This window comes from Microbacterium sp. K27 (genome assembly GCF_004794435.1).
Classification (GTDB): Bacteria; Actinomycetota; Actinomycetes; order Actinomycetales; family Microbacteriaceae; genus Microbacterium; species Microbacterium maritypicum_A.
Genome location: NZ_SSDK01000041.1, coordinates 281,988 through 306,737, shown reverse-complemented (window position 1 = coordinate 306,737; position 24,750 = coordinate 281,988). Strand labels below are relative to the sequence as shown.

General features: G+C 68.2%; 22 protein-coding genes. All 22 read left to right on the top strand.

What is annotated here, in order from left to right:
- Window positions 1-107: 107 nt before the first annotated feature.
- The 22 genes from DW307_RS12855 (at window position 108) to rpoZ (ending at window position 24,749) form a co-directional block, all read left to right on the top strand.
- A complete protein-coding gene (locus DW307_RS12855) occupies window positions 108-296 on the top strand; it encodes a hypothetical protein (RefSeq protein ID WP_021200628.1) in 189 nt (62 codons plus the stop codon).
- Window positions 297-351: 55 nt separating this feature from the next.
- Window positions 352-3,012: an alanine--tRNA ligase gene (alaS, locus tag DW307_RS12850; protein ID WP_136024911.1), complete on the top strand. Its 2,661-nt coding sequence runs from the start codon at window positions 352-354 to the stop codon at window positions 3,010-3,012.
- Entirely contained in the window at window positions 3,009-3,482 is a 474-nt protein-coding gene (ruvX, locus tag DW307_RS12845; RefSeq protein ID WP_021200626.1) for a Holliday junction resolvase RuvX, read from the top strand. The genes alaS and ruvX overlap by 4 nt, the downstream gene beginning before the upstream one ends.
- Before the next feature lie 2 nt (window positions 3,483-3,484).
- On the top strand, window positions 3,485-5,005 hold the full coding sequence (gene mltG / locus DW307_RS12840) for an endolytic transglycosylase MltG (protein ID WP_136024910.1): 1,521 nt from the start codon (window positions 3,485-3,487) through the stop codon (window positions 5,003-5,005).
- 4 nt (window positions 5,006-5,009) lie between these two features.
- On the top strand, window positions 5,010-5,822 hold the full coding sequence (locus DW307_RS12835; RefSeq protein ID WP_240750647.1) for a shikimate dehydrogenase: 813 nt from the start codon (window positions 5,010-5,012) through the stop codon (window positions 5,820-5,822).
- Window positions 5,823-5,885: 63 nt separating this feature from the next.
- Window positions 5,886-7,115 carry a chorismate synthase gene (gene aroC, locus DW307_RS12830; protein WP_136024909.1) on the top strand — a complete coding sequence of 410 codons (1,230 nt, stop codon included), beginning with the start codon at window positions 5,886-5,888 and terminating at the stop codon, window positions 7,113-7,115.
- Window positions 7,099-7,617 carry a shikimate kinase gene (locus DW307_RS12825; protein ID WP_136024908.1) on the top strand — a complete coding sequence of 173 codons (519 nt, stop codon included), beginning with the start codon at window positions 7,099-7,101 and terminating at the stop codon, window positions 7,615-7,617. Before aroC ends, DW307_RS12825 begins: the two co-directional genes overlap by 17 nt.
- Window positions 7,614-8,702 (top strand): 3-dehydroquinate synthase, encoded by a 1,089-nt coding sequence (aroB, locus tag DW307_RS12820; protein WP_136024907.1) that lies wholly within the window; start codon window positions 7,614-7,616, stop codon window positions 8,700-8,702. The genes DW307_RS12825 and aroB overlap by 4 nt, the downstream gene beginning before the upstream one ends.
- On the top strand, window positions 8,699-9,136 hold the full coding sequence (gene aroQ, locus DW307_RS12815; RefSeq protein WP_136024906.1) for a type II 3-dehydroquinate dehydratase: 438 nt from the start codon (window positions 8,699-8,701) through the stop codon (window positions 9,134-9,136). The genes aroB and aroQ overlap by 4 nt, the downstream gene beginning before the upstream one ends.
- A gap of 55 nt (window positions 9,137-9,191) precedes the next feature.
- Window positions 9,192-9,752 carry an elongation factor P gene (gene efp / locus DW307_RS12810; RefSeq protein ID WP_021200619.1) on the top strand — a complete coding sequence of 187 codons (561 nt, stop codon included), beginning with the start codon at window positions 9,192-9,194 and terminating at the stop codon, window positions 9,750-9,752.
- Between the two features lie 3 nt (window positions 9,753-9,755).
- Window positions 9,756-10,166: a transcription antitermination factor NusB gene (nusB, locus tag DW307_RS12805; protein WP_021200618.1), complete on the top strand. Its 411-nt coding sequence runs from the start codon at window positions 9,756-9,758 to the stop codon at window positions 10,164-10,166.
- A gap of 48 nt (window positions 10,167-10,214) precedes the next feature.
- Entirely contained in the window at window positions 10,215-13,175 is a 2,961-nt protein-coding gene (locus DW307_RS12800) for a DEAD/DEAH box helicase (protein WP_136024905.1), read from the top strand.
- Window positions 13,176-13,256: 81 nt separating this feature from the next.
- Window positions 13,257-14,834, top strand: coding sequence for a Rieske 2Fe-2S domain-containing protein (locus DW307_RS12795; protein ID WP_029265349.1), 1,578 nt, complete (start codon window positions 13,257-13,259; stop codon window positions 14,832-14,834).
- Between the two features lie 84 nt (window positions 14,835-14,918).
- Window positions 14,919-15,449 (top strand): bifunctional pyr operon transcriptional regulator/uracil phosphoribosyltransferase PyrR, encoded by a 531-nt coding sequence (gene pyrR, locus DW307_RS12790; RefSeq protein WP_021200615.1) that lies wholly within the window; start codon window positions 14,919-14,921, stop codon window positions 15,447-15,449.
- Window positions 15,446-16,411: an aspartate carbamoyltransferase catalytic subunit gene (locus DW307_RS12785; RefSeq protein WP_136024904.1), complete on the top strand. Its 966-nt coding sequence runs from the start codon at window positions 15,446-15,448 to the stop codon at window positions 16,409-16,411. The genes pyrR and DW307_RS12785 overlap by 4 nt, the downstream gene beginning before the upstream one ends.
- The gene (locus tag DW307_RS12780) at window positions 16,408-17,712 is read left to right on the top strand and encodes a dihydroorotase (protein WP_136024903.1); all 1,305 of its coding nucleotides are present in this window, start codon (window positions 16,408-16,410) and stop codon (window positions 17,710-17,712) included. The genes DW307_RS12785 and DW307_RS12780 overlap by 4 nt, the downstream gene beginning before the upstream one ends.
- On the top strand, window positions 17,709-18,221 hold the full coding sequence (locus DW307_RS12775) for a PH-like domain-containing protein (RefSeq protein WP_136024902.1): 513 nt from the start codon (window positions 17,709-17,711) through the stop codon (window positions 18,219-18,221). Before DW307_RS12780 ends, DW307_RS12775 begins: the two co-directional genes overlap by 4 nt.
- The gene (carA, locus tag DW307_RS12770; RefSeq protein WP_029259253.1) at window positions 18,218-19,396 is read left to right on the top strand and encodes a glutamine-hydrolyzing carbamoyl-phosphate synthase small subunit; all 1,179 of its coding nucleotides are present in this window, start codon (window positions 18,218-18,220) and stop codon (window positions 19,394-19,396) included. The genes DW307_RS12775 and carA overlap by 4 nt, the downstream gene beginning before the upstream one ends.
- Window positions 19,396-22,683, top strand: coding sequence for a carbamoyl-phosphate synthase large subunit (gene carB / locus DW307_RS12765; RefSeq protein WP_021200610.1), 3,288 nt, complete (start codon window positions 19,396-19,398; stop codon window positions 22,681-22,683). The genes carA and carB overlap by 1 nt, the downstream gene beginning before the upstream one ends.
- The gene (gene pyrF / locus DW307_RS12760; protein WP_021200609.1) at window positions 22,680-23,525 is read left to right on the top strand and encodes an orotidine-5'-phosphate decarboxylase; all 846 of its coding nucleotides are present in this window, start codon (window positions 22,680-22,682) and stop codon (window positions 23,523-23,525) included. The genes carB and pyrF overlap by 4 nt, the downstream gene beginning before the upstream one ends.
- Window positions 23,518-24,429: a guanylate kinase gene (gene gmk, locus DW307_RS12755; protein WP_029265352.1), complete on the top strand. Its 912-nt coding sequence runs from the start codon at window positions 23,518-23,520 to the stop codon at window positions 24,427-24,429. Before pyrF ends, gmk begins: the two co-directional genes overlap by 8 nt.
- Window positions 24,430-24,494: 65 nt before the next feature.
- Window positions 24,495-24,749, top strand: a complete 255-nt coding sequence (gene rpoZ / locus DW307_RS12750; protein ID WP_017204385.1) for a DNA-directed RNA polymerase subunit omega — start codon at window positions 24,495-24,497, stop codon at window positions 24,747-24,749.
- Window position 24,750: the final 1 nt, after the last annotated feature.

The following is a 24,750-nucleotide window of genomic DNA, read 5'->3' as shown; positions in this document are numbered from 1 at the left end:
GCGATCGAGCAATCAGGCAGGAGGCGTCGGGATTCCCGACGCCTCCTGTCGTTTCCGCATACGATGGTGACACCGCGCCTTCGCGGGTCAAGGGCAAGGATGACGACATGAAGAACGTGCTGTGGTTCCTGATCGGTGTGATCGGCGGCTTCGTCGCGGCTCACTTCATGAACAAGGACCCGCGCGGTCATGACATCCTCGCCGAGGTCGACGCCCGGATCAACGGGTTCACCGCGATCCTCAGCGACGCCTACCGCGAGCAGGAGGCACGGCTCACGGAGCCGGGCGACAACTGAACCACCGCAGCGGCGCCTCGGCGCGGCATCTTCACGCAAGGACACCCGGAACCTTATGAAAACTGCGGAAATCGCGCAGCGCTATCTCGACTTCTTCGAGAAGAACGACCACCTCATCGTCCCCTCGGCCTCCCTGGTCAGTGACGACCCGTCCCTGCTGTTCACGGTCGCCGGAATGGTGCCGATGATCCCGTACCTCACAGGTGTCGTCCCTGCTCCGCACTCGCGTATCGCCGACGTGCAGAAGTGCATCCGCACGAACGACATCGAAGAGGTCGGCCGCACTGCCCGTCATGGCACGTTCTTCCAGATGCTCGGCAACTGGTCGTTCGGCGACTACTTCAAGGAAGGCGCGATCCGCTATGCCTGGGAGCTGTTGACGAGCTCCGAGTCCGACGGCGGTCTCGGCTTCGACGAGAAGGACCTGTGGGTCACCGTCTACGAGACCGACGACGAGGCCGAGGCGATCTGGCGCGACATCATCGGGCTCAAGCCGGAGCGCATCCAGCGCCTGGGCCGGGCGGACAACTACTGGAACACCGGCCAGCCCGGACCGGGTGGTCCCGACTCGGAGATCTTCTTCGATCGCGGTCCCGCCTACGGCAAGGACGGCGGCCCGGCTGTCGACGACTCGCGGTTCCTGGAGATCTGGAACCTCGTGTTCATGCAGGACTTCATCGAGAACATCCGCAGCAAGACGGAGTTCGACATCGTCGGCGAGCTGCCGATGAAGAACATCGACACCGGCATGGGCCTCGAACGCGTCGCCTTCCTCAAGCAGGGTGTCGACAACATGTACGAGTCCGATCAGGTGCGGCCGGTGCTGGACCGTGCGGTCGAGCTCTCCGGACGGCCCTACGGCGCGCAGCACGAGGACGACGTGCGGTTCCGTGTCGTCGCGGACCACGTGCGCTCCTCGCTCATGCTCCTCTCCGACGGCGTGCGTCCGTCCAACGAGGGACGCGGGTACATCCTGCGCCGTCTGATGCGTCGCACGGTCCGCTCGATGCGCCTGCTCGGTGTCGACGAGCCGGTGTTCCCCGAGCTGTTCGCCGCATCCCGCGATGTGATGAAGACCACCTATCCGGAACTCGAGAGGGACTGGTCTGTGCTCTCGGCATCGGCGTTCGCCGAGGAGGAGACCTTCCGTCGCACCCTCGTCGCCGGGTCGACGATCCTCGACCTGGCTCTGGACGAGACCAGGAAGGGCGGCGGGAAGACCCTGAGCGGTCCCGAGGCCTTCCTGCTGCACGACACCTACGGCTTCCCGATCGACCTCACGCTCGAGGTCGCCGAGGAAGCAGGACTCGACGTCGATCGTGCCGCTTTCGACAACCTCATGCAGGAGCAGCGCCAGCGCGCGAAGGACGACGCCCGCAATCGCAAGCGTCAGCTCGCCGACGTGTCCGTCTATCGCGAACTGCGCGCGCTGGGAGAGACCGGATTCGACGGCTACACCGCGCTCGAGGTCGAATCCCGTGTGCTCGGTCTCCTCGTCGACGGTGTCCCCGTGCGCAGCGCCGCCGAGGGCCAGATCGCCGAGGTCGTGCTCGCCGAGACGACGCTCTACGCGGAGTCAGGTGGGCAGGTGGCCGACAAGGGCACGATCGTGGGCCCGGGATACACGCTCGAGGTGCTCGATGTGCAGAAGCCGGTTCCCGGTCTGATCAGTCACACGGTCGAGGTCACGCGCGGCAGCGTCGCCGTCGACGACATCGCGACCACGGTGGTGGACGCGGCGAACCGTCGTGCCGCCCGCCAGGCGCACTCGGCCACCCACCTCGTGCATGCTGCTCTGCGCGACACGCTCGGTCCGACCGCGACGCAGGCGGGCTCGTTGAACCGTGCCGGCTACATGCGCTTCGACTTCGCCTGGTCGCAGGCGCTCTCGACGGATACGCGGAGCGAGATCGAGGAGATCACGAACCGTGCAGTGCAGGACGCCCTGGAGGTGACGACGCGCATCGTCTCCCTCGACGAGGCGAAGGAAGCCGGAGCCATGGCTCTGTTCGGCGAGAAGTACGGCGACGTCGTGCGAATGGTCGACATCGGCGGCCCCTGGTCGCGCGAACTCTGTGCCGGCACGCACGTCAGCACGAGTGCCGAGATCGGTCTGGTGAGCCTGGTCGGAGAGTCCTCCGTCGGAGCATCCAATCGTCGCATCGAGGCTCTCGTCGGTGCCGATGCCTTCCGGGAGCTCGCTGCGGAGCGGGCGATCGTCTCGCAGCTGACCAGTTCCCTGAAGACGCCGCGCGAACAGCTTCCGGAGCGGATCGCCGACCTCGCCGCGAGTCTGAAGGCGGCGGAGAAGCGCATCGCGCAGTTCGAGGCCAAGGAGAGGGCGGGGCAGGTTCCCGCCATCGTCGAGGCCGCGACCCGCGCTGGAGCGTTCCGCCTGGCTGCCCAGAACCTGGGCGAGGTGGCGTCCGCGGACGATGTGCGCGATCTCGTGAACGGCGTGCGCGATCGGCTCGGTTCCGATGCCGCGGTCGTGGCATTGGGAGCTGTGGTCAACGGTCGTCCGGTCGTGGTCGTCGCCACCAACGATGCCGCTCGGTCTGCGGGCGCGAAGGCCGGCGCGTTGGCGAAACGCGCTGCCGGTGTGCTCGGCGGCGGCGGCGGCGGTCGTGACGACGTCGCGCAGGGCGGTGGCGCGGATGCCGCGGCTCTTCCCGCGGCGCTCGAGGCCATCTCACAGGAGCTGCACGCCGCGTGAGCGGGTTCCGCCGCGGCGTGCGGCTCGGCATCGACGTCGGCAGGGCGAGGGTCGGTGTCGCGCGCTGCGATCCCGATGGCATGCTCGCCGTCCCGGTCGAGACGGTCCCTCGGGACGACGCATCGATCGACCGCCTCGTGCAGATCGCAGGGGAGTACGACCCGTTGGAGTTCGTGGTCGGCCTCCCGGTGAACATGCAGGGTGCCGACACGCCGTCGACCACGGATGCGCGAGAGTTCGCCGCTGCGCTTCAGGTGCGCAGCGGGATCCCCGTGCGCCTCGTGGACGAGCGCCTCAGCACCGTGAGCGCGCACGCCGCTTTGCGCAGTTCCGGGAGATCTCAGAAGAACTCTCGTAGCATTGTGGATCAGGTCGCCGCCGTGGTGCTTCTGCAGCAGGCGATCGACATGGAGAAGAGCACCGGAAACCCGGCCGGCGCCACCATCTCGCCTGACGAGGAGCACGCCTGACGATGTCTGAACGTGACAGCGCCACCCCCCGGCACGATCCTGATTCCCGCCTGGGGGATCTGTTCGAGAATCTGCCGGACCCGACGCAGCAGATCCCGACCGTCGACAACAGTGCTCCGGCGCCCGGTTCGCGCCGCGCCGCCCGAGAGGCAGCCGCCGGAGAGGGAACCGCGACTCCGGTGGGAGGCACGGCCCGCACGCCGGCCGAGCCGTCCCCTGTGCCGGTACGTGGGTCCGCGGACGATGCCGTCACCGCGGATGCGGCGCCGTCGCCGACGCCCGTTCGCGCTTCGGCCGACGCCGCAGAGACTCCCACGCGTGCTCTCCCGCAGGCGGTGCCCGCGGCGGGCACCGGTCGTACCTCGGCAGCGGCCGAAACGCCCGAACCGGTGATCGGCGGCGGGCTCGACGATCTGTTCGCCCCGCACGACGACCATGTTCCCGCGGCGCCGAAGAAGAAGCGCCGCAAGGGCTGCCTGATCGCGCTGATCATCGTGCTCGCCGTGCTCGGCGGCATCGCGGCGGGTGGCGCCTGGGCCTGGAACACCTACGGCGACAAGATCAGCGATGCCATGGGCTGGGGCGAGTCGAAGGACTGGGAGCCCGGTCTCGCGAACGGCGAAGCCCTCGTCACGATCAAGCAGGGCGACACCGGGGGGCCGGTGTCGACGGCGCTCTATGAGGCCGGCGTCACGAAGACCGAGGACGTGTTCTACGACTACATCGTCGAAGAGAACCTCGCGGTCACGTTCTATCCGGGCGTCTACCGCCTGCAGAAGAAGATGACGGCAGAGGCCGCCCTCGCCGCGCTCAAGGACGACGCGAACAAGATGGCGAATGCCGTCTCGGTCTCCGAGGGAGGCACGATCGTCTCCTCGTTGCCCGGCATGGCCGAGACTCTCGGGCTTCCGCTCGCCGACTTCGAGGCTGCGGTCCAGGACCCCTCGGCCTACGGCGTGGACGCGCCGAGCCTGGAGGGCTGGCTGTTCCCCGCAGTGTACGAATTCGATCCCGGGGTCACCGCACCTCAGGTGATCCAGCGGATGGTCGACCGCACCAGAGAGTCGCTCGACGCGGCAGGTGTGCCGGCGGCCGATGCCGAACGGATCCTGACGATCGCCTCGATCATCCAGCGCGAGGGCCGTCTCGACGACTTCGCGAAGGTGTCCCGCGTCATTCAGAACCGTCTCGACATCGACATGAAGCTGCAGATGGATTCGACCGCCCAGTACGGCTACGGGTCGCTGCACGAAGGCGTCGTGTCGAGCTCGAAGGAAGCGCTCGAGGACGACAACGAGTGGAACACCTACGTGCGCACCGGCCTGCCGGCGACACCGATCGCCAGCCCGAGCGACGCGGCCATCAAGGCGGCGATGCAGCCTGCTGACGGCCCGTGGCTGTACTTCGTCACGATCAACCTCGCCACGGGAGAGACGCAGTTCTCCGAGACCATGGCGGAGCACGAGCAGGGAATCGAGAAGTGGCGTGAGTGGTGCCGTGCGAACCCCGACGGGGGCTGCTGAGACGGTGACGCGCTCACGGTTGGCGGTCTGGGGCGATCCGATCGCGCACTCCAAGTCCCCGGAGCTGCATGCGGCCGCCTACCGTGTGCTCGGCCTGGACTGGGAGTACGGACGGCGTCGGGTCTCGGCGGAGGGATTCGCCTCGGCGATCGCCGAACTGGACGACACCTGGCGTGGTCTCTCCCTCACGATGCCGTTGAAAGAAGAGGCGTTCCGCGCGGCGGCGACACGGGATCGTCACGCGCAGCTCACGGGCGCCGTCAACACGCTCCTCCTGGGAGACGAGCCGGCCGGGTTCAACACCGATGTCGGAGGGATCGTCGATGCCCTCGCCGAGGCGCACATCGCCGAGACCGAACGGGTCCGGATACTCGGGGCCGGGGCCACCGCGGCGTCGGCTCTCGTCGCCGCAGCCGAGATCGGGGCCGCGCGCGTCGACGTGCGTGCTCGGCGCGCTGCTGCCGCGGCGGCGCTGGTGGATCTCGGGGAGCGGCTCGGCCTCGTCGTGGAGGTACGCGCGTTCGATGCGCCTGCTCCGGCCGTCGAGCTGACCGTGGCCACGCTGCCCAGCGGCACGGCTCTCCCCGCGGAGATCGCCTCGGTGCTGTCGTCGAGTGGCGGGTCGCTCTTCGACGCCGCCTACGCCCCGTGGCCGTCAGCTCTCGCGATGACCTGGAGCGAGGGCCCGGCCATCTCCGGACTCGGCATGCTGCTGCATCAGGCCGTGCGCCAGATCCGTATCTTCCGGCACGGCGATCCGACGATGGAGCTCCGCGACGAGGCCGCGGTGATCACCGCGATGCGCGCCGCGCTCTGACCGAACCGCTCGCTCGACGAAACGCGGCGCTGCGGGGGTGCGAACCCGTGGGAGACTGGAGCAATGCTCCGCGTGCTCACGGCCGGCGAATCGCACGGCCCAGAACTCATCGCCGTCATGGAGGGTCTTCCCTCCGGCGTCCCTGTGTCCTCCGAGGCCATCCAGGCCGACCTCGCCCGTCGCAAGTTGGGCTATGGCCGCGGCTCGCGGATGAAGTTCGAGCAGGATGAGCTGACGATCTCCGGCGGTGTGCGCCACGGCCGGAGCCTCGGCAGTCCGATCGCGCTGCGCATCGGCAACACCGAATGGCCCAAGTGGATCGAGGTCATGAACCCCGAGCCCGTCGAGCTCACGGACAAGTCTCGCGGACGCAGCGCGCCTCTCACCCGTCCGCGTCCAGGGCACGCCGATCTGGTGGGCATGCAGAAATACGACTTCGACGAGGCGCGTCCGATCCTCGAGCGTGCGAGCGCCCGCGAGACGGCCGCTCGTGTCGCGTTGGGAGCGATCGCCCGCTCCTTCCTCGGTGAGCTCGGGGTCCGTCTCGTCAGCCACACGTTGTCGATCGGCCCGGTGCGCGTACCCGAGGGTTCTGCGCTGCCCACGCCGGATGACGTCGAGGCGCTGGACGCCGATCCGCTCCGGTGCTTCGACGCGGCGACCTCCGCGCTGATGGTGGCCGAGGTCGACGACGCCAAGAAGGACGGCGACACGCTCGGCGGGATCGTCGAGGTCCTCGCGTACGGGCTGCCTCCGGGACTCGGCTCCCACGTGCACTGGGACCGACGCCTCGACGCGCGTCTGGCCCAGGCCCTGATGAGCATCCAGGCGATCAAGGGTGTCGAGGTCGGCGACGGCTTCGAGACCACCCGTCGTCGCGGCTCGGCCGCGCACGACGAGCTCTTCGCGACCGCCGACGGCATCACGCGCGGATCCGACCGTGCCGGCGGCACCGAGGGCGGCATGTCGACGGGCACCGTCCTGCGCGTGCGTGCCGGTATGAAGCCGATCGCGACGGTGCCGCACGCGCTGCGGACGATCGACATCGCGACAGGAGACGACGCCACCGCCCACCACCAGCGCTCCGACGTGTGCGCGGTACCAGCCGCCGGTGTGGTCGCCGAGGCGATGGTCGCGGTCGAGCTCGCGAACGCCGTGCTGGAGAAGTTCGGCGGCGACAGCATCCGGGAGACGCGACGGAACCTCGACGGGTACCTGGCGGGCATCCCTGCCGAGCTGCGCACGACCCCCGCGTCCGAGGCGGCGCTCATCGCGCATGACGAGCGGGGCTGATCCGCTGACGCTGGTGCTGGTCGGCCCGATGGCCGCCGGCAAGACCAGCGTCGGCAGACGCGTCGCCCGTCGGCTCGGCGTCGCGTTCATCGACACCGACAAGCGCATCGTGGCCGCTCACGGACCCATCGCCGGCATCTTCGAGGCCCACGGCGAGGCGCACTTCCGTGCCCTCGAGCGGGCGGCGGTGGCAGAGGCCCTCGCCGAGGGCGGGGTGATCTCCCTCGGTGGCGGGGCGGTGACGGAAGCGGCGACCCGGGAGCTGCTGGCAGAGCACCCGGTCGTGTTCCTGACAGTGAGCCCCGACGCGGTGGCCGACCGGCTCCGTGGGAGCAATCGTCCGCTGCTGGCGGGGGAGGACCCCCTGGAGCGCTGGAAGAAGATCTTCGAGGAACGTCGGGGGTGGTACGCCGAGGTGTCATCGGCGACCTTCGACACCTCACGTCGTCCGATGCAGAAGATCGCGGACGAGATCGTGGCATGGAGGAGAGAGCAGCGATGAGCACGACGACCATCAGCGTCACCGGTAGCGACGCCTACGACATCACGATCGGGCGGGGGATCCTCGAACAGGTCTCGGCTGCGCTGGCTCCGGGGGTGCGCAAGATCCTGGTCGTGCACCCCCCGACGCTGGCCGCCCGGGCCGCCGAGCTGCGCGATCGCCTGCTCGCCGACACCTCGGACGGGCCGCGTGAGGTGCTGCTCGCCGAGATCCCGGATGCGGAGCAGGGCAAGCGCATCGAGGTCGCGGCCTTCTGCTGGCAGGTGATGGGGCAGGCCGACTTCACGCGCAGTGACGCCGTCATCGGCTACGGCGGCGGCTCGGTCACCGATCTCGCCGGCTTCGTGGCGGCGACGTGGCTGCGCGGTGTGCAGCTGATCCAGGTGCCGACCACGGTCCTCGGCCTCGTCGACGCGGCGGTCGGCGGCAAGACCGGGGTGAACACCGCGGAGGGCAAGAACCTCGTCGGTGCTTTCTGGGCACCGCGCGCCGTCGTGGGCGACCTCGACGAGCTCGCGAGCCTCAGCCCGAACGAGGCGACCGCCGGTTTCGCCGAGGTGGTGAAGGCCGGATTCATCTGGGCGCCGGAGATCCTCGACATCGTCCAGGCGGATCCCGCTCGTGCCGTTGACCCCACGACGGACGAGTTCCGGCGTGCCATCGAACTCGCGATCGCGATGAAAGCCGAGGTCGTCTCGGACGACTTCCGGGAGGCGGGCCTACGGGAGATCCTCAACTACGGCCACACCCTCGGACACGCTATCGAGCACGCAGAGCGATACCGCTGGCGTCACGGCGCCGCGATCTCGGTCGGCATGCTGTACGCGGCCGAGCTCTCGCGTCTCGCCGGACGCCTCTCCGACGCCGCGGCCGAGCGTCATCGCACCATCCTCGAGTCGCTGGGGCTTCCGACTTCGTACCGCGCAGGAGCCTGGCCGCAGCTGCTCGCCACGATGCAGCGCGACAAGAAGAGCCGCGGCGGAATGCTGCGCTTCATCCTCCTCGACGACATCGCGAAGCCGACGGTGCTGCAGGCCCCGGACGAATCGCTGATGTTCGCCGCCTACCAGGAGGTCGGCGCGTGAGTCGGCGCATCCTCCTGGTCAATGGACCCAACCTGAACCTGCTCGGTTCGCGCGAACCCGAGGTGTACGGCACGGCCACGCTCGCCGACGTGGAGCGCATCACCATCGCCGCCGCCGCAGAACACGGCTTCGAGGTGCGTGCGGTGCAGAGCAACCACGAGGGGGTGCTGATCGACGCGATCCACGCCGCCCGTGAGGACTGCGCCGCGATCGTGATCAATCCCGGCGGACTCACGCACACGTCGGTGGTGCTGCGCGACGCTCTCACCGGAGTCTCGCTGCCGTTCGCCGAGGTGCACATCTCCGATGTGTACGCCCGGGAGGAATTCCGGCACCGCTCCTACCTCGACGACGTCGCGGCCGTGCGCGTCGTCGGACGCGGTGTCGACGGCTACGCGGATGCCGTGCGGCAGCTCGCAGCACTCATCCCTTAGAATCGACTGTCGGTCTCGTCCGACCCCGCAGACTCACGAACGGAACTCGCAGCGCATGGCATCTACCGCAGACATCAAGAACGGCGTCGTCCTCAGCATCGACGGGCAGCTCTGGAGCGTCATCGAGTTCCAGCACGTCAAGCCCGGCAAGGGTGGCGCCTTCGTGCGCACCAAGCTGAAGAACGTCGTCTCGGGCAAGGTCGTCGACCGTACGTACAACGCCGGCGCCAAGATCGAGATCGAGAACGTCGATCGCCGCGACTACACGTACCTGTACACCGATGGCGACGGTTACGTCTTCATGGACCAGACCGACTTCGACCAGATCACGGTCGGCGCCGCGACGGTCGGCGACGCGAAGAATTTCCTGCTCGAGAACCAGGCCGTCACGATCGCCCTGAACAACGGCAACCCGCTCTACATCGACCTCCCGGCGTCCGTGGTCCTCGAGATCACCTACACGGAGCCCGGCCTGCAGGGCGACCGCTCGTCGGCCGGCACCAAGCCCGCCACGCTCGAGACCGGCTATGAGATCCAGGTGCCGCTCTTCGTCGAGGCCGGCACCAAGGTCAAGGTCGACACCCGCACGGGTGACTACCTCGGCCGCGAGAAGTAAGGCGTGAGCGCCCGGACGAAGGCGCGCAAGCGCGCTCTCGACATCCTGTTCTCCGCCGATGTGCGCGGGGACGACCTCGCGGTCACGCTGGCCGCCGAGGCGAAGCGCGCCGCGAGCGAGCCCGCCCGCGAGGCGTCCTGGCTCTACGCCCGCGAGATCGTCGACGGCATCATCGACTCGCGCGATGAGATCGACGAGCAGATCACGACGCACAGCCGCGACTGGAAGCTGGAGCGGATGCCCGCGGTCGACCGCGCGCTGCTCCGGATCGGCGTGTGGGAGATCCTCTACAACGACGACGTTCCGACGGCTGTCGCGATCGATGAGGCCGTGGAACTCGCCAAGGAGTTCTCGACCGATGACTCCGGCGCCTTCGTGCACGGCGTCCTCGCGCGAGTCGCCCGCGCCGCCTGATCCGTCCGACGGGGAGGCACTGTCGGCGGTGTCGGAGAGGATGGGGGCATGCCCCTGCCGAACGACCCGTCCCGTCCCGATGGCGCGTCATCCGCAGACTGGCGTTCGATCCTCGGAGCGCCGCGCGAAGATGCGGTGACGCAGCTCGCGCTCGGGGTCGAGCTCCGCGTGCGCGACGGTCGCGGAGCGAACCCCTGGGCCTCCCGCCCGCAGCGGACCGCTACTGCGCGCGACGTCGCCAAGCGCACGGGGGAGATCCTGCTCGGCATCCGTCCGCTCGAGAAGAGCGCGGCGACCGGTGCCTGGGTGCAGGGGGCGGCAACCTGGGACGCGGTGAGACGTTCCCCGACGCAGTACGGACGCGACCGCTCCCGATGGTTCGCCGATCTGCTCAGCATCGCGCGCGACACGCTGCTGTCCGGCACGGCGGGCGACTGGCTGGTCGCCGATCTGATCGAGTCCGGCCTGCTGTGGGGGCATCTGCGCGCGGCGGCCGACGTCGACGTCCCGCTGATCGCCACGCAGAAGAGCACGACCGTCGTTCTCGCTGATCGCGCCACGATCGGCGCGACGGTCGGCCGTGACGACGCGGGCGGACTCCTCGTGCGCCCTGACATCACGATCGACGGCCGCGATGCAGACCCCGCCGACGTGCAGACGATCGGGCACAGAGGGCTCTACGAGGTCGCTCAACACGGCACGAAGCTGCGCGTGACGCTCGCCGAGGCACCGATCGCCGAGCCGGTGCACGCACTGCTCGCCGCAAGGACGGGGCTCGAGGTGCCCGCGCGTGACGAAGCCGCGTTCTTCCGTGACGCCTACCCGCTGCTTGCCCGGCGGGTCGAGGTGCGTCCGGTCGGTCGCGTCGAGCTGCCGGTGCTGCCCGCACCCCGACCGGTGCTCGAACTGTCGTTCCTGCGCGGCGACACGGTGAAGTACACGTTCGAATGGGACTATCGCGGGTTCGGGCGCGTCCCGTTCGCTCCCGGAGGAGACGCCGTGCGCGACGCGGTCGCGGAGGAGATGCTCCGAGACGCGCTCCAGGCCGTCTGGATGGAGCAGCTGGGCGAAGAACTCACTTCGGCGGGTTCCTTCCACGACGTCGCCGCCGCCGAGTTCGTCACTCGCATGGTGCCGGCGCTCGAGGCAGAGGGCGTCATGGTCTCCGTATCCGGTCGTCGCAAGAGCTATCACGAGCTCACGGGCGAGCCGCAGATCACCGTATCCACCGTCGAGAGCAGCGACCCCGACTGGTTCGACCTGGGAGTCCTGGTAAAGATCGACGGGCGCACCATCCCGTTCGAACCGCTGTTCACGGCGCTCAGCAAGGGCCGCAAGAAGCTCCTCCTCGTGGATGGCAGCTACTTCTCCCTGAACCATCGAGCGCTCGATCGTCTCCGGGAGCTCATCGACGAGTCCGGCGACCTCGACGAGTGGGAGACCGGTCCACGGATCAGCCGCTACCAGACCGACCTCTGGGAGGAGTTCGAGGACCTCGCCGATGAAGCCGTTCCCGCCGTCGCATGGCGGGCGATCGCCGACGGACTCCGCCGCGCCACCTCGGTGCCCCCAGTCGCTGTGCCGTCGGGCATCACGGCCGAGCTCCGTCCCTATCAGAAGGAGGGTCTCGACTGGCTCGCCTTCCTGTGGAGCCATCGCCTGGGAGGCATCCTCGCCGACGACATGGGACTCGGAAAGACGCTCCAGCTTCTGGCGCTCATCGTGCACGCTCGCGAATCAGGGGAGAAGCGTCCTTTCCTCGCGATCGTCCCCACGTCGGTGCTCGCCACGTGGCGCAGCGAGGCTGAGCGCTTCGCTCCCGCGCTCCGTGTGATGCTCCGGGGGAGCACCCAGGGGCCACCGCTCGATGGCAGCCTCCGAGAGGTCGACCTCGTCATCACCACCTATGCCGTCGCCCGTCTGGATGAGATCGAGTACGCCGCTGTCGAGTGGGCGGGACTCATCCTCGACGAGGCGCAGTTCGTGAAGAACCCGGCGACCAAGCTGCATCGTGCTGTGGCCTCGTTCCGTGCGGACGTGACGTTCGCGGTCACCGGCACCCCGATGGAGAACAGCCTCAGCGAGCTGTGGGCGCTGCTGAAGCTCACCGCTCCCGGCCTGTTCGCCTCTGCGCGGAAGTTCCGCGAACACTACATCCAGCCGATCGAGCAGGGAAAGGTCCCGGAGAACGAGGAGGGCGGCGCCTATCGGCAGCGACGCCTCGAGCAGCTGCGGCGGCGCATCCGGCCCCTGCTGCTGCGACGGACGAAGGAGCTCGTGGCCCCCGACCTCCCGGCGAAGCAGGAGCAGATCCTCGAGGTCGGGCTCAGCTCGTCTCATCGCGCGCTCTACGACGTGGTCCTGCAGCGCGAACGGCAGAAGGTTCTCGGACTGCTGGAAGACCTCGATCGCAACCGCTTCATCGTCTTCCGCTCGCTCACACTGATGCGCATGCTCAGCCTGGCCCCCGGGCTCATCGACCCCGAAGATGCGAAGATCGGTTCGCGCAAGCTCGACGTGCTGATCGAGCGGGTGATCGAGCTCCAGGCGGAGGGCCATCGGGCGCTCGTGTTCAGCCAGTTCACCTCGTTCCTCGACCTGGCTGCGGCGCGCCTCGATGCCGCCGGCATTCCTTATGCGCATCTCGACGGGTCGACACGTCACCGGCAGAAGGTCGTCGAGAGCTTCACCTCGGGGGAGCAGCCGGTGTTCCTCATCAGCTTGAAGGCCGGCGGCTTCGGCCTCACGTTGACCGAGGCCGATTACGTCTTCCTGCTCGATCCGTGGTGGAACCCCGCAGCCGAGGCGCAGGCCGTCGATCGCACACACCGCATCGGTCAGGACAGCCAGGTGTTCGTGTACCGCATGATCTCCACCGGCACGATCGAGGAGAAGGTGCTCGACCTGCAACGCCGCAAGGCCCGGTTGTTCACCGCCGTGCTCGACGACGAGGCGCTGTTCGCGCAATCGCTCTCCGCCGACGACATCCGCGGGCTGTTCGAGGGCTGAGCGGAATACTCACGGCCGGGTCGACCGGGCGTTCAGGGAGCCGTCGGTAGAATCGTACGGTTCACTTTCGGGAGGAATGCAATGCGGATCACGGGACTCGGCCACGCCGGGATGTTCATCGAGACGGTCGGCGGGAACATCATCTGCGACCCGGTCCTCGGACCGTCGTTCTACGGATCCTGGTTCCCGTTCCCCGACAACCGAGGCCTGGACTGGGAGCGTTTCGGGCGTGAAGCAGATTTCCTCTGGATCTCGCACCGGCACCGTGACCACTTCGACCCGCGGCTCCTCGAACGCTACATCCGCAAGGACATCGAGGTGCTGCTCCCGGAGTACCCGACCGATGACCTCGAGAAGGACATCCGGGCCCTCGGCTACACGAACATCACGTACGCCCCGGCCGGGCAGGTGATCCAGCGCGGCGAGCTCAAGATGATGATCACGCCGCTGCGAGCCCCCAGCGACGGTCCGATCGGCGACTCCTCGCTGAGCGTCGACGACGGCACCGGCTCGATGCTGAACCAGAACGACTCCCACCCGCTCGATCTCGAGAAGCTGCTCGATTTCGGCAAGCCCGACGCGTACTTCACTCAGGTGTCCGGCGCGATCTGGTGGCCCATGGTCTACGACCTGCCTCTCGATGCCAAGCAGAACTTCGCCCGTCTCAAGCGCGAAGCGCAGAACAAGCGCGCCATGTACTACATCGAGAAGGTCGACGCTCCGCACGTCTTCCCGATGGCGGGCCCGCCCATGTTCCTGCGTGACGACCTGTTCGACTTCAACGGCCTCGGTAAGAACGGCGAGTCGATCTTCACCGACCAGAAGCAGTTCCTCGCGCACATGAAGGAGCTGGCGCCGCAGTACGACGGGCAGCTCTTCATCCCCGGCACGGTCGTCACGGTCGAGGACGGATCCGTCACGAGCGAGCAGACGCTCTACACCGAGGCCGAGATCGCCCACATCTTCGATGAGAAGTGGGACTACCTCGAGGAGCAGCGGGCGAGCCGACAGCAGGAGATCCGCGACGAGGAGGCTTCTCGTGCCGCGATCATCCCGCCCGCCGAGATGCTCGAGGCGATCAAGAACTGGTGGGAGCCGCTGCTGAAGAAGTCCCGCACGATCCGACTCGGCGTCGGCGGGTGCGTGCGCTTCCGCATCGGCGAGCTCGACATGGTGGTCGACTTCCCCCGCGCGAAGGTCCGGGAGTACGCCGGGGAGGAGTGCATCTACTGGTACACCATCCCCGCAGACCTGGTCTCGACGAACATCGTCGATCACGAGATCGACTGGTCGAACTCGATCTTCCTCTCGATGCAGTTCTCCGTGGGGCGCAGCGGCAAGTTCAACGAGTTCCTCACCACGTTCCTCAAGTGCCTCTCCGTGGATCGGATCGAGTACGTCGAGAACTGGTACCAGGAGCAGACCGACCAGACCGAGGATGCCGAGATCGGCGACTGGGTCGTGCAGCGCCGGTGCCCGCACCTGCGTGCCGACCTCACCCGCACGGGCACGGTCGACGAGGACGGCATCCTCACGTGCAGCATGCACGACTGGAAGTGGGACCTGAAGACGGGGCGCTGTCTGTCGACCGCCGGTCACCCGATCCGTTCCTCCAAGATCGATGAGGTCACCGATCCCGTGCTACAGGAGGCCAGCTGATCCGCCGGAGTCCCCGCGCTCCGATAGACTGACATCACAAGCAACCTTTAACACCGTCCTGTGAGGCGGAGAAGGGAGCGGCCGATGAGCATGCGCACCGTGCTGCACGAAGCCGACATCTCACGAGCGCTGACCCGTATCGCGCACGAGATCCTCGAGTCCAATCGAGGAGCCGAGAATCTGGTCCTGCTGGGCATCCCGACCCGCGGTGTGACCCTCGCCCATCGCCTCGGGCTGCTGATCAGCGAGATCGCGCAGCAGTCCGTCCCGGTCGGCGCTCTCGACGTCACGCTCTTCCGCGACGACCTCGCCCAGCACCCGACACGCTCCCCGCAACCCACCGAGATCCCGGTCGGCGGCATCGACGGCAAGACCGTCGTGCTCATCGACGATGTGCTCTTCTCCGGTCGCAGCATCCGGGCAGCGTTGGACGCGATCCAGTCGATCGGGCGCCCCTCGGTCGTGCGCCTCGCGATCCTCGTCGACCGCGGGCACCGTGAGCTCCCGATCCGTCCCGATTTCGTCGGCAAGAACATCCCCTCCGCCCGCACCGAGCGGGTCAACGTGCGCCTCTTCGAGAACGACGGTGCGGAGGAGGTGACGATCGGCGAATGAGACACCTCCTCGACACCCGCACCCTCGACAGGGCCACCGCCCTGCGCATCCTCGACGTCGCCGAAGACATGTCCGACACGCAGTCGCGTGAGGTCAAGAAGCTTCCGACGCTGCGTGGCAAGACCGTCGTGAACCTCTTCTTCGAGGATTCGACGCGCACGCGCATCTCGTTCGAGGCGGCAGCCAAACGCCTCTCCGCCGATGTGATCAACTTCGCGGCGAAGGGATCCAGCGTCTCCAAGGGCGAGAGCCTGAAGGACACGGCGCAGACCCTGGAGGCGATCGGTGCTGACGCGGTCGTGGTCCGGCACCCGGGTTCCGGCGCGCCGCAGACGCTCGCCACCAGCGGTTGGATCTCGGCCGGTGTCGTGAACGCCGGCGACGGCACCCACGAGCACCCGACGCAGGCGCTGCTCGACGCCTTCACGATCCGCAAGCGCCGGTTCGGCGCCGACAGTCGCGGTCGTGACCTGAGCGGTCTGCGCGTGGTGATCGTCGGTGACGTGCTGCATTCTCGGGTCGCGCGCTCCAACGTCTGGCTGCTCACCACGCTCGGCGCCGATGTCACGCTCGTCTCGCCGCCCACGCTGGTTCCGCAGAACGTGTCGCTCTGGCCGGTGCGGGTGGTCTACGACCTCGATGAGGCGTTGGCGGAAGAGCCGGACGCGGTGATGATGCTGCGCATCCAGCTGGAACGGATGAATGCCGCGTATTTCCCGACTGAGCGGGAGTATTCCCGACGCTGGGGCCTGGACGCACGGCGTGTGGCCGGTCTTCCGACAGGTAGCATTGTCATGCACCCCGGACCCATGAACCGGGGACTGGAGATCTCCTCGGAAGCTGCCGATTCCCCCCGCTCGACGGTGCTGGAACAGGTCACGAACGGGGTATCCGTCCGCATGGCGGTGCTGTACCTGCTGCTGGCAGGAGAACGAGACGACGAACGAGGGGGAGACCTGTGAGCGAGACCCTCGTCATCACCGGTGCACGACTGCTCGGTGCCGAGAGCGCCGACATCATCATCGAGGACGGCCGGATCGCCGAGATCGGGAGCGGACTGCAGCGCTCGGGTGCTCGGGTCATCGACGCAGCGGGTCTCGTCGCCCTGCCCGGACTGGTCGACCTGCACACGCATCTGCGCGAGCCCGGCTACGAAGCGTCCGAGACGATCCTCACCGGAACGCGCGCCGCCGCGGCCGGTGGTTTCACCGCCGTCTTCGCGATGCCCAACACCTCGCCGGTCGCCGACACCGCTGGTGTCGTGGAGCAGGAGCTCGCGCTCGGTGAAGCGGCGGGCTACGCCACGGTGCAGCCCATCGGCGCTGTCACCGTCGGGCAGAAGGGCGAGCGGCTCGCCGAGCTGGGCGCGATGGCCACCTCCCGCGCGCAGGTCCGTGTCTTCAGCGACGACGGCTTCTGCGTGTTCGACCCGCTCATCATGCGTCGCGCGCTGGAATACGTGAAGTCGTTCGGCGGCGTGATCGCCCAGCATGCGCAGGACCCCCGCCTCACGGAGGGCGCGCAGATGAACGAGGGCACGGTGTCGGCCGAGCTGGGCCTCGCCGGCTGGCCCGCGGTCGCCGAGGAGTCGATGATCGCCCGCGACGTGCTGCTGGCCGAGCACGTCGGCTCGCGACTGCACGTGTGCCATCTCTCGACCGCGGGCTCGGTGGACATCATCCGCTGGGCCAAGAAGCGCGGCATCGACGTCACGGCCGAGGTCACCCCTCACCACCTCCTGCTGACCGACGAACTCGTGCGCGGGTACGACGCGCGCTACAAGGTCAATCCTCCGCTGCGTCGCGAAGAGGATGTGCTCGCGGTGCGCGAGGGTCTCGCCGACGGAACCATCGACATCGTCGCGACCGATCATGCCCCGCATCCCAGCGAGCACAAGGCCTGCGAGTGGCAGGCAGCGGCGAACGGCATGGTGGGTCTCGAGAGCGCGCTGCGCGTCGTGCACCAGTCGATGGTGCAGACCGGCCTGCTCGACTGGGCCGACATCGCGCGTGTGATGAGCGCGGCACCCGCTCGCATCGGACGTCTCTCCGGACACGGCACGCCGCTCGAAGTCGGTCAGCCGGCACAGCTCACGCTGTATGACGCCGCGGTCGACGGTGTCTTCACGGAGGCCGACCTCCACGGCCGGAGCGTGAACTCGCCGTACCTCGGCCGCGCGCTTCCCGGACGAGTGGAGTACACGATCCACGGCGGCGTGCTCACGGTCGACGGCGGCAGCGTCGTCGAGGAGCTCCGCGCATGAGCGCTCGGGACCTCGCCGTCGCGATCACGATCGCCGTCGCGCTCCTGGTGCTGCTGGTGATGCTTCTCGCCTGGCGACGACGAATCCGCCGCGATTCCGTGTTCACGGCCCCGCTGGGTGTGCCTGAGCACGCGGAGGTCGCCCGCCGCGACGAGGTGCTGTACGTGTCGACGACACGGCACGAGCAGCCGCTCGAGCGTCTCGCGGTGTCACCTCTCGCGTACCGGGCCCGCGGCGAGCTCGCGCTCACGGATCGCGGCATCGCCCTCTGCCTCGACGGTACCCCGACGGTCTTCCTCGCGAACGACCGGCTCGTCGCCATCGACCGCGCCACGGTCACCATCGACCGCGTCGTGGAGCCCGGCGGCCTCGTGCGCATCGCCTGGAACATCGACGACGACACCATCGTCGACAGCTACCTGCGCCTCGCCACCGGCGATCCCCAGAACCTCATCTCCGACCTGCAGCGGCTCGTCCCCGCCGCCCCCGACACAGGAGCACAGTCATGACACTCTCGACAACCTCCGGGCAGGCCCCCGCGGCCTCGCTTCCCGATCCCGCCGTCCTCGTCCTGGAAGACGGCACACGTCACATCGGACGCGCCTACGGCGCCCGCGGCCGCACCCTCGGCGAGGTCGTCTTCGCGACCGGCATGTCCGGATACCAGGAGACGATCACCGATCCGTCCTACGCGGGCCAGATCGTCCTGCAGACGGCGCCGCACATCGGCAACACGGGCATGAATGACGAAGATGCCGAATCACGTCGCATCTGGGTCGCCGGCTACATCGTGCGCGACCCCTCCCGCGTCGTGTCGAACTGGCGCGCGAACGCCTCGCTCGACGACGTGCTCGTCGAAGACGGCGTCGTGGGGATCAGCGGTATCGACACCCGATCGATAACCCGCCACATCCGGTCGGCGGGCTCCATGCGCGGCGGGATCTTCTCCGGTGCCGATGCGGCGCTCGATGCCGAGGAGCAGGTGCGCATCGTCCGCGAAGCACCGGAGATGGCCGGGCGCAACCTGTCCGCCGAGGTCTCGGTCGACGTGGCCACCGTGACGACGGCGATGGGGGAGCGGATCGGAAACCTCGCCGTGCTCGACCTCGGTGTGAAGCAGGCGACGATCGACAACCTCGCCGCCCGCGGTTTCGAGGTGCACGTCCTTCCGCAGAACGTGACGATCGACGAGATCCGTGCGGTCGACCCCGTCGCGGTCTTCTATTCGAACGGCCCCGGCGACCCCGCGGCCTCCGGCGACCATGTCGAGCTGCTGCGTGCGGTGCTCGATGACGGGCTGCCGTTCTTCGGGATCTGCTTCGGCAACCAGCTCCTCGGTCGTGCACTGGGCCTCGGCACCTACAAGCTGCCGTTCGGTCACCGCGGCATCAACCAGCCGGTGCTGGACAAGCAGACCGGCAAGGTCGAGATCACCGCGCACAACCACGGTTTCGCGGTCGAGGCTCCGATCGAGGGCACCTTCGACAGCCCGAACGGCTACGGCAAGGTCGAGGTCAGCCACGTCGGCCTCAACGACAACGTCGTCGAGGGACTTCGCGCCCTCGACATCCCGGCATTCTCGGTGCAGTACCACCCCGAGGCGGCGGCCGGCCCCCACGACGCCAACTACCTCTTCGACAGGTTCCGCGACCTGGTCATCGCAAGCCAGAAGGACTCCAAGTAATGCCCAAGCGCGACGACATCAACTCCGTCCTCGTCATCGGCTCCGGCCCGATCGTCATCGGTCAGGCCTGCGAGTTCGACTATTCCGGCACCCAGGCGTGCCGCGTGCTGCGCGAGGAGGGCGTCCGGGTCATCCTGGTCAACTCCAACCCGGCGACCATCATGACCGATCCCGACTTCGCCGACGCGACGTACATCGAGCCGATCACCTGGCAGGTCATCGAGACGATCATCGCGAAGGAGCGTCCTGACGCGATCCTGCCCACGCTGGGTGGTCAGACCGCGCTGAACGCCGCGATCGAGCTGCACAACCACGGCATCCTCGAGAAGTACGACGTCGAGCTGATCGGCGCCAACTTCGAGGCGATCAACAAGGGCGAGGACCGCCAGATCTTCAAGCAGCTGGTGCTCGACGCCGGTGCCGACGTGGCGGACTCCCGCATCGCGCACACCATGGACGAAGTGCTGGCCGCTGCCGACGAGCTGGGCTACCCGATGGTGGTCCGCCCGAGCTTCACGATGGGGGGTCTGGGCTCGGGCTTCGCCTACGACGAGGAAGACCTGCGCCGCATCGCCGGCGCCGGCCTGCGAGACTCGCCGACCACCGAGGTGCTCCTGGAGGAGTCCATCCTCGGCTGGAAGGAGTACGAGCTCGAGCTCATGCGCGACACAGCCGACAACACGGTCGTCGTCTGCTCCATCGAGAACGTCGACCCGGTCGGCGTGCACACGGGCGACTCGATCACGGTCGCCCCGGCGCTCACCCTCACCGACCGCGAGTACCAGAAGATGCGCGACATCGGGATCGACATCATCCGCGCCGTCGGCGTCGACACCGGAGGCTGCAACATCCAGTTCGCGGTCGACCCGACCAACGGCCGCATCATCGTGATCGAGATGAACCCGCGCGTCTCGCGGTCCAGCGCCCTCGCCTCGAAGGCCACCGGATTCCCGATCGCGAAGCTCGCGGCCAAGCTCGCGCTCGGCTACCGCCTCGACGAGATCCCGAACGACATCACGGGCGTGACGCCGGCGAGCTTCGAGCCCACGCTCGACTACGTGGTCGTCAAGGTGCCGCGGTTCGCCTTCGAGAAGTTCCCGGCCGCCGACGCGACGCTGACCACGACCATGAAGTCGGTAGGCGAGGCCATGGCCATCGGTCGCAACTACGCGACCGCGCTGCAGAAGGCGCTCCGCTCGCTCGAGAAGCGCGGATCGAGCTTCCACTGGGGCGTGGAGGACCGCTCCGTCGAGGAGCTGCTCGAGATCTCGAAGATCCCCACCGACGGTCGGATCGTCACCCTGCAGCAGGCGCTGCGCAAGGGCGCGACCGTGGAGCAGGCCTTCGATGCGACGGCGATCGACCCGTGGTTCCTCGACCAGATCGTGCTGATCAACGAGGTCGCCGAGGTCGTGCGCCAGGCATCCGAACTGGATGCGGCGACGCTCCGCTACGCGAAGGAACACGGCTTCTCCGACGCGCAGCTCGCCGAGCTCCGCGGAACCTCTGAGGCCGAGGTCCGCGGCGTGCGCCACGGTCTCGGCATCCGCCCGGTGTACAAGACGGTCGACACCTGCGCCGGCGAGTTCCCGGCTCTCACGCCGTACCACTACTCGAGCTACGACTTCGAGACCGAGGTCGAGCCGTCCGAACGCACCAAGGTCGTCATCATCGGATCGGGCCCGAACCGCATCGGGCAGGGCGTCGAGTTCGACTACTCGTGCGTGCACGCCTCGTTCGCGCTGTCCGATGCCGGCTTCGAGACCGTCATGGTCAACTGCAACCCGGAGACGGTCTCGACCGACTACGACACCTCCGACCGCCTGTACTTCGAGCCGCTCACGCTCGAAGACGTGCTGGAGGTGCTCGATGCGGAGGCCGCGAGCGGCACCATCCTCGGTGTCGTCTGCCAGCTCGGCGGTCAGACCCCCCTGGGACTCGCGAAGGGCATCGAGGCCGCCGGCTATACGGTGCTCGGCACGAGCCCCGAGGCGATCGACCTCGCGGAGGAGCGCGAGCTCTTCTCGCGGCTGCTCGACGAGGCCGGTCTCGTCGCACCGCGCAACGGCACGGCGATCGACGTCGAGGGTGCCGTGCGTATCGCCGAGGAGATCGGGTACCCGGTGCTGGTGCGTCCGAGCTTCGTGCTCGGCGGACGCGGCATGGAGATCGTGTACGACACCGCGTCGCTGCGCGACTACTTCGTGCGCACCGCGGGCGAGGTCGTCATCGAGGAGGGCAAGCCCCTCCTGGTCGACCGCTTCCTCGACGACGCGATCGAGCTCGACGTCGATGCGCTCTACGATGGCACCGACCTGTACATCGGTGGCGTCATGGAGCACCTCGAAGAGGCCGGCATCCACTCCGGCGACTCCAGCTGCACGCTGCCGCCGGTATCGCTCGGCCGGACCGATGTCGACCGCGTGCGCGAGGCCACGCTGGCCATCGCCGAGGGCGTGGGCGTGCGCGGACTCCTGAACGTGCAGTTCGCCATCAGCGCCGGCGTGCTCTACGTGATCGAGGCCAATCCGCGCGCCAGCCGCACCGTGCCGTTCGTGTCGAAGGCACTCGGCATCCCGATGGCCAAGGCTGCGAGCCGCATCATGACGGGCTCGACGGTCGCCGAGCTGCGCGCCGAAGGGATGCTTCCCGAGCAGGACGGTTCGCGCGTTCCGCTCGACGCACCCGTGTCAGTCAAGGAGGCCGTGCTCCCGTTCAAGCGCTTCCGCACCGCCGACGGCAAGACCGTCGATTCCGTGCTCGGCCCGGAGATGCGTTCCACGGGTGAGGTCATGGGCATCGACCGCGACTTCCCGACCGCGTTCGCCAAGAGCCAGGCCGCTGCCTATGGCGGCATGCCCACCTCGGGAACCGTGTTCATCTCGGTGGCCGACTCGGACAAGCGCGCCGTCATCCTCCCCGCCCACCGTCTGCAGCAGCTCGGCTTCACGATCGTCGCGACGGAGGGCACCGCCGAGATCCTCTCGCGCAACGGCATCGCCGTCACGGTCGTCGAGAAGTACAGCGAGACGCAGGAGTCGGGCGCGAAGAACATCGTGGATCTCATCAACGAGGGCTCGATCGACATCGTCGTGAACACTCCGTCCGGTGGTGCCGCGCGAGCGGACGGCTACGAGATCCGCGCTGCCGCCGTCGCCGCCGACAAGGCGCTGTTCACCACGATGGCTGTGCTCGGCGCGGCCGTGAGCGGGATGGACGCGGCCCACGAGGGCTTCCAGGTCAAGAGCCTGCAGGAGTACGCGCTGGACCGGAAGGCGGCACTGTGAGCGAACGCTTCGGCGAACGCACACGGTCCGCGCTGAGTGCGCGGGGGCCGCTCTGCGTCGGCGTCGACCCCCACGCGGCGCTGCTCGCCGCGTGGGGGCTGACCGACGACGCGCACGGTGTCCGTGAGTTCGGCCTCCGCACCGTCGAGGCGGCGGCCGGTCGGGTGGGCTTCGTGAAGCCTCAGGTCTCGTTCTTCGAGCGCTTCGGTTCCGCAGGCTTCGCAGCTCTCGAAGAGGTGCTCGCGGCGGCACGTGCCGCAGATCTGCTCGTGATCGCCGATGCGAAGCGTGGCGACATCGGATCGACCATGGACGACTACGCGAAGGCGTGGTTGACGCCGGGATCCTCGCTCGAAGCCGACGCGCTCACGGTGAATCCCTTCCTCGGCGTCGGTGCCCTCGACGGGTCCTTCGCCCTCGCCGAAGAGCACGGCAAGGGCGTGTTCGTGCTCGCCGCCACCAGCAACCCCGAGGCAGCGGGCATCCAGCGTTCGATCACTGCGAGCGATGAGACGGTGTCTGCCGCGATCATCGGGGAGGTCTCCGCACGCAATGCCGCAGCCTCGGGCGCAGGCGAGTGGGGGAGCTTCGGTTTCGTCGTCGGCGCGACCGTGGACTGGGCGGCCGCAGGCCTTTCGCCGTTCGGCCCGGTCGCCCCCATCCTCGCTCCGGGGTTCGGCGCGCAGGGCGCGACTCCCGCTGATCTCCGCCTTCGCTTCGGCTCGATGGCGGATGCCGTGATCGCGAGCGAGAGCCGCAGCATCCTCTCCGCCGGTCCCGCCGACCTGGCGACCGCCATCACCGCGCGTGCGGCCGAGTACTTGGAGGTGGCGCGTGCCTGACGCGCAGCGTACGGTTCCCGAGGTCGACAGGGCCGCGGCCGCCCGCCGTGCCGTGGAACGGCGCCGCGCCAGGGCATCGGTCAAACGCGACCTGACGATGCGCGTGGTGACCCCGCAGACCGTCCTGCACCGCGCGACGGCCGATGCCAACTCGGTGGAGGGGTCGATGCGCATCACCGACTTCCTGCTGGCGCTCCCCGCGATCGGTGCGGGCAAGCGTGACCGCGTGCTCGATGAGCTGCACATCTCCCCAGTCAAGCGTCTCGGCGGTCTCGGCGCGCGCCAGCGCCGGGTGCTGGAGGTCTGGCTCGATTCGCGCTTCCCGGTGCCGACCCCGCGCGACGCACGGAGCCGCCTGCTGGTGCTCGCCGGCCCCACCGCTGTGGGAAAGGGGACCGTCGCCGCGCATATCCGCGAGCACAACCCGGAGATCCACCTGTCGGTATCGGCCACGACCCGGCCGCCCCGCCCCGGTGAGATCGACGGCGTGCACTACTACTTCGTGGACGACGCCGAGTTCGACCGGCTGATCGCCGACGACGAGCTGCTCGAGTACGCCGTGGTGCACAACCGCTCCCGCTACGGCACGCCACGCGCGCCGATCGACGCCGCACTGGCCGAGGGCAAGACCGTGCTCCTCGAGATCGACCTCCAGGGCGCCCGTCAGGTGCGTCGTGCAGAGCCGTCGGCGACGCTGATATTCCTGCTGCCCCCGAGTTGGGATGAACTGGTGCATCGACTGGTCGGGCGAGGCACGGAAGACGCCGAGGAACGGGCCAGAAGACTGCGCACCGCGAAGGTCGAACTCGCCGCCCAGAACGAGTTCGACCACCTCGTCGTGAACGAGGACGTCGCCACCGCGGCTCGCGAGGTCGTAGAATTGTCCACAAGCTCTGCGCGCTGAGCGTCTTCGCGCGCCTTTCGCACCGTCTTCGCGACGATCCCGTCGCCTGATCAGGAGGTCTCACCATGGCCGGACACAACAACGGAATCATCGATCCCCCCATCGACAACCTGCTCGACCGCGTCGACTCGAAGTACGAGCTCGTCATCTACGCCGCCAAGCGTGCGCGTCAGATCAACGACTACTACTCCGACCTGCACGAGGGAAACCTCTTCGACAACGTCGGCCCGCTCGTGGACTCGTCCGTCGAGGACAAGCCGCTCACGATCGCCCTGCACGAGATCAACGAGGACAAGCTCCGTCTGCGTCACGCAGAGTGAT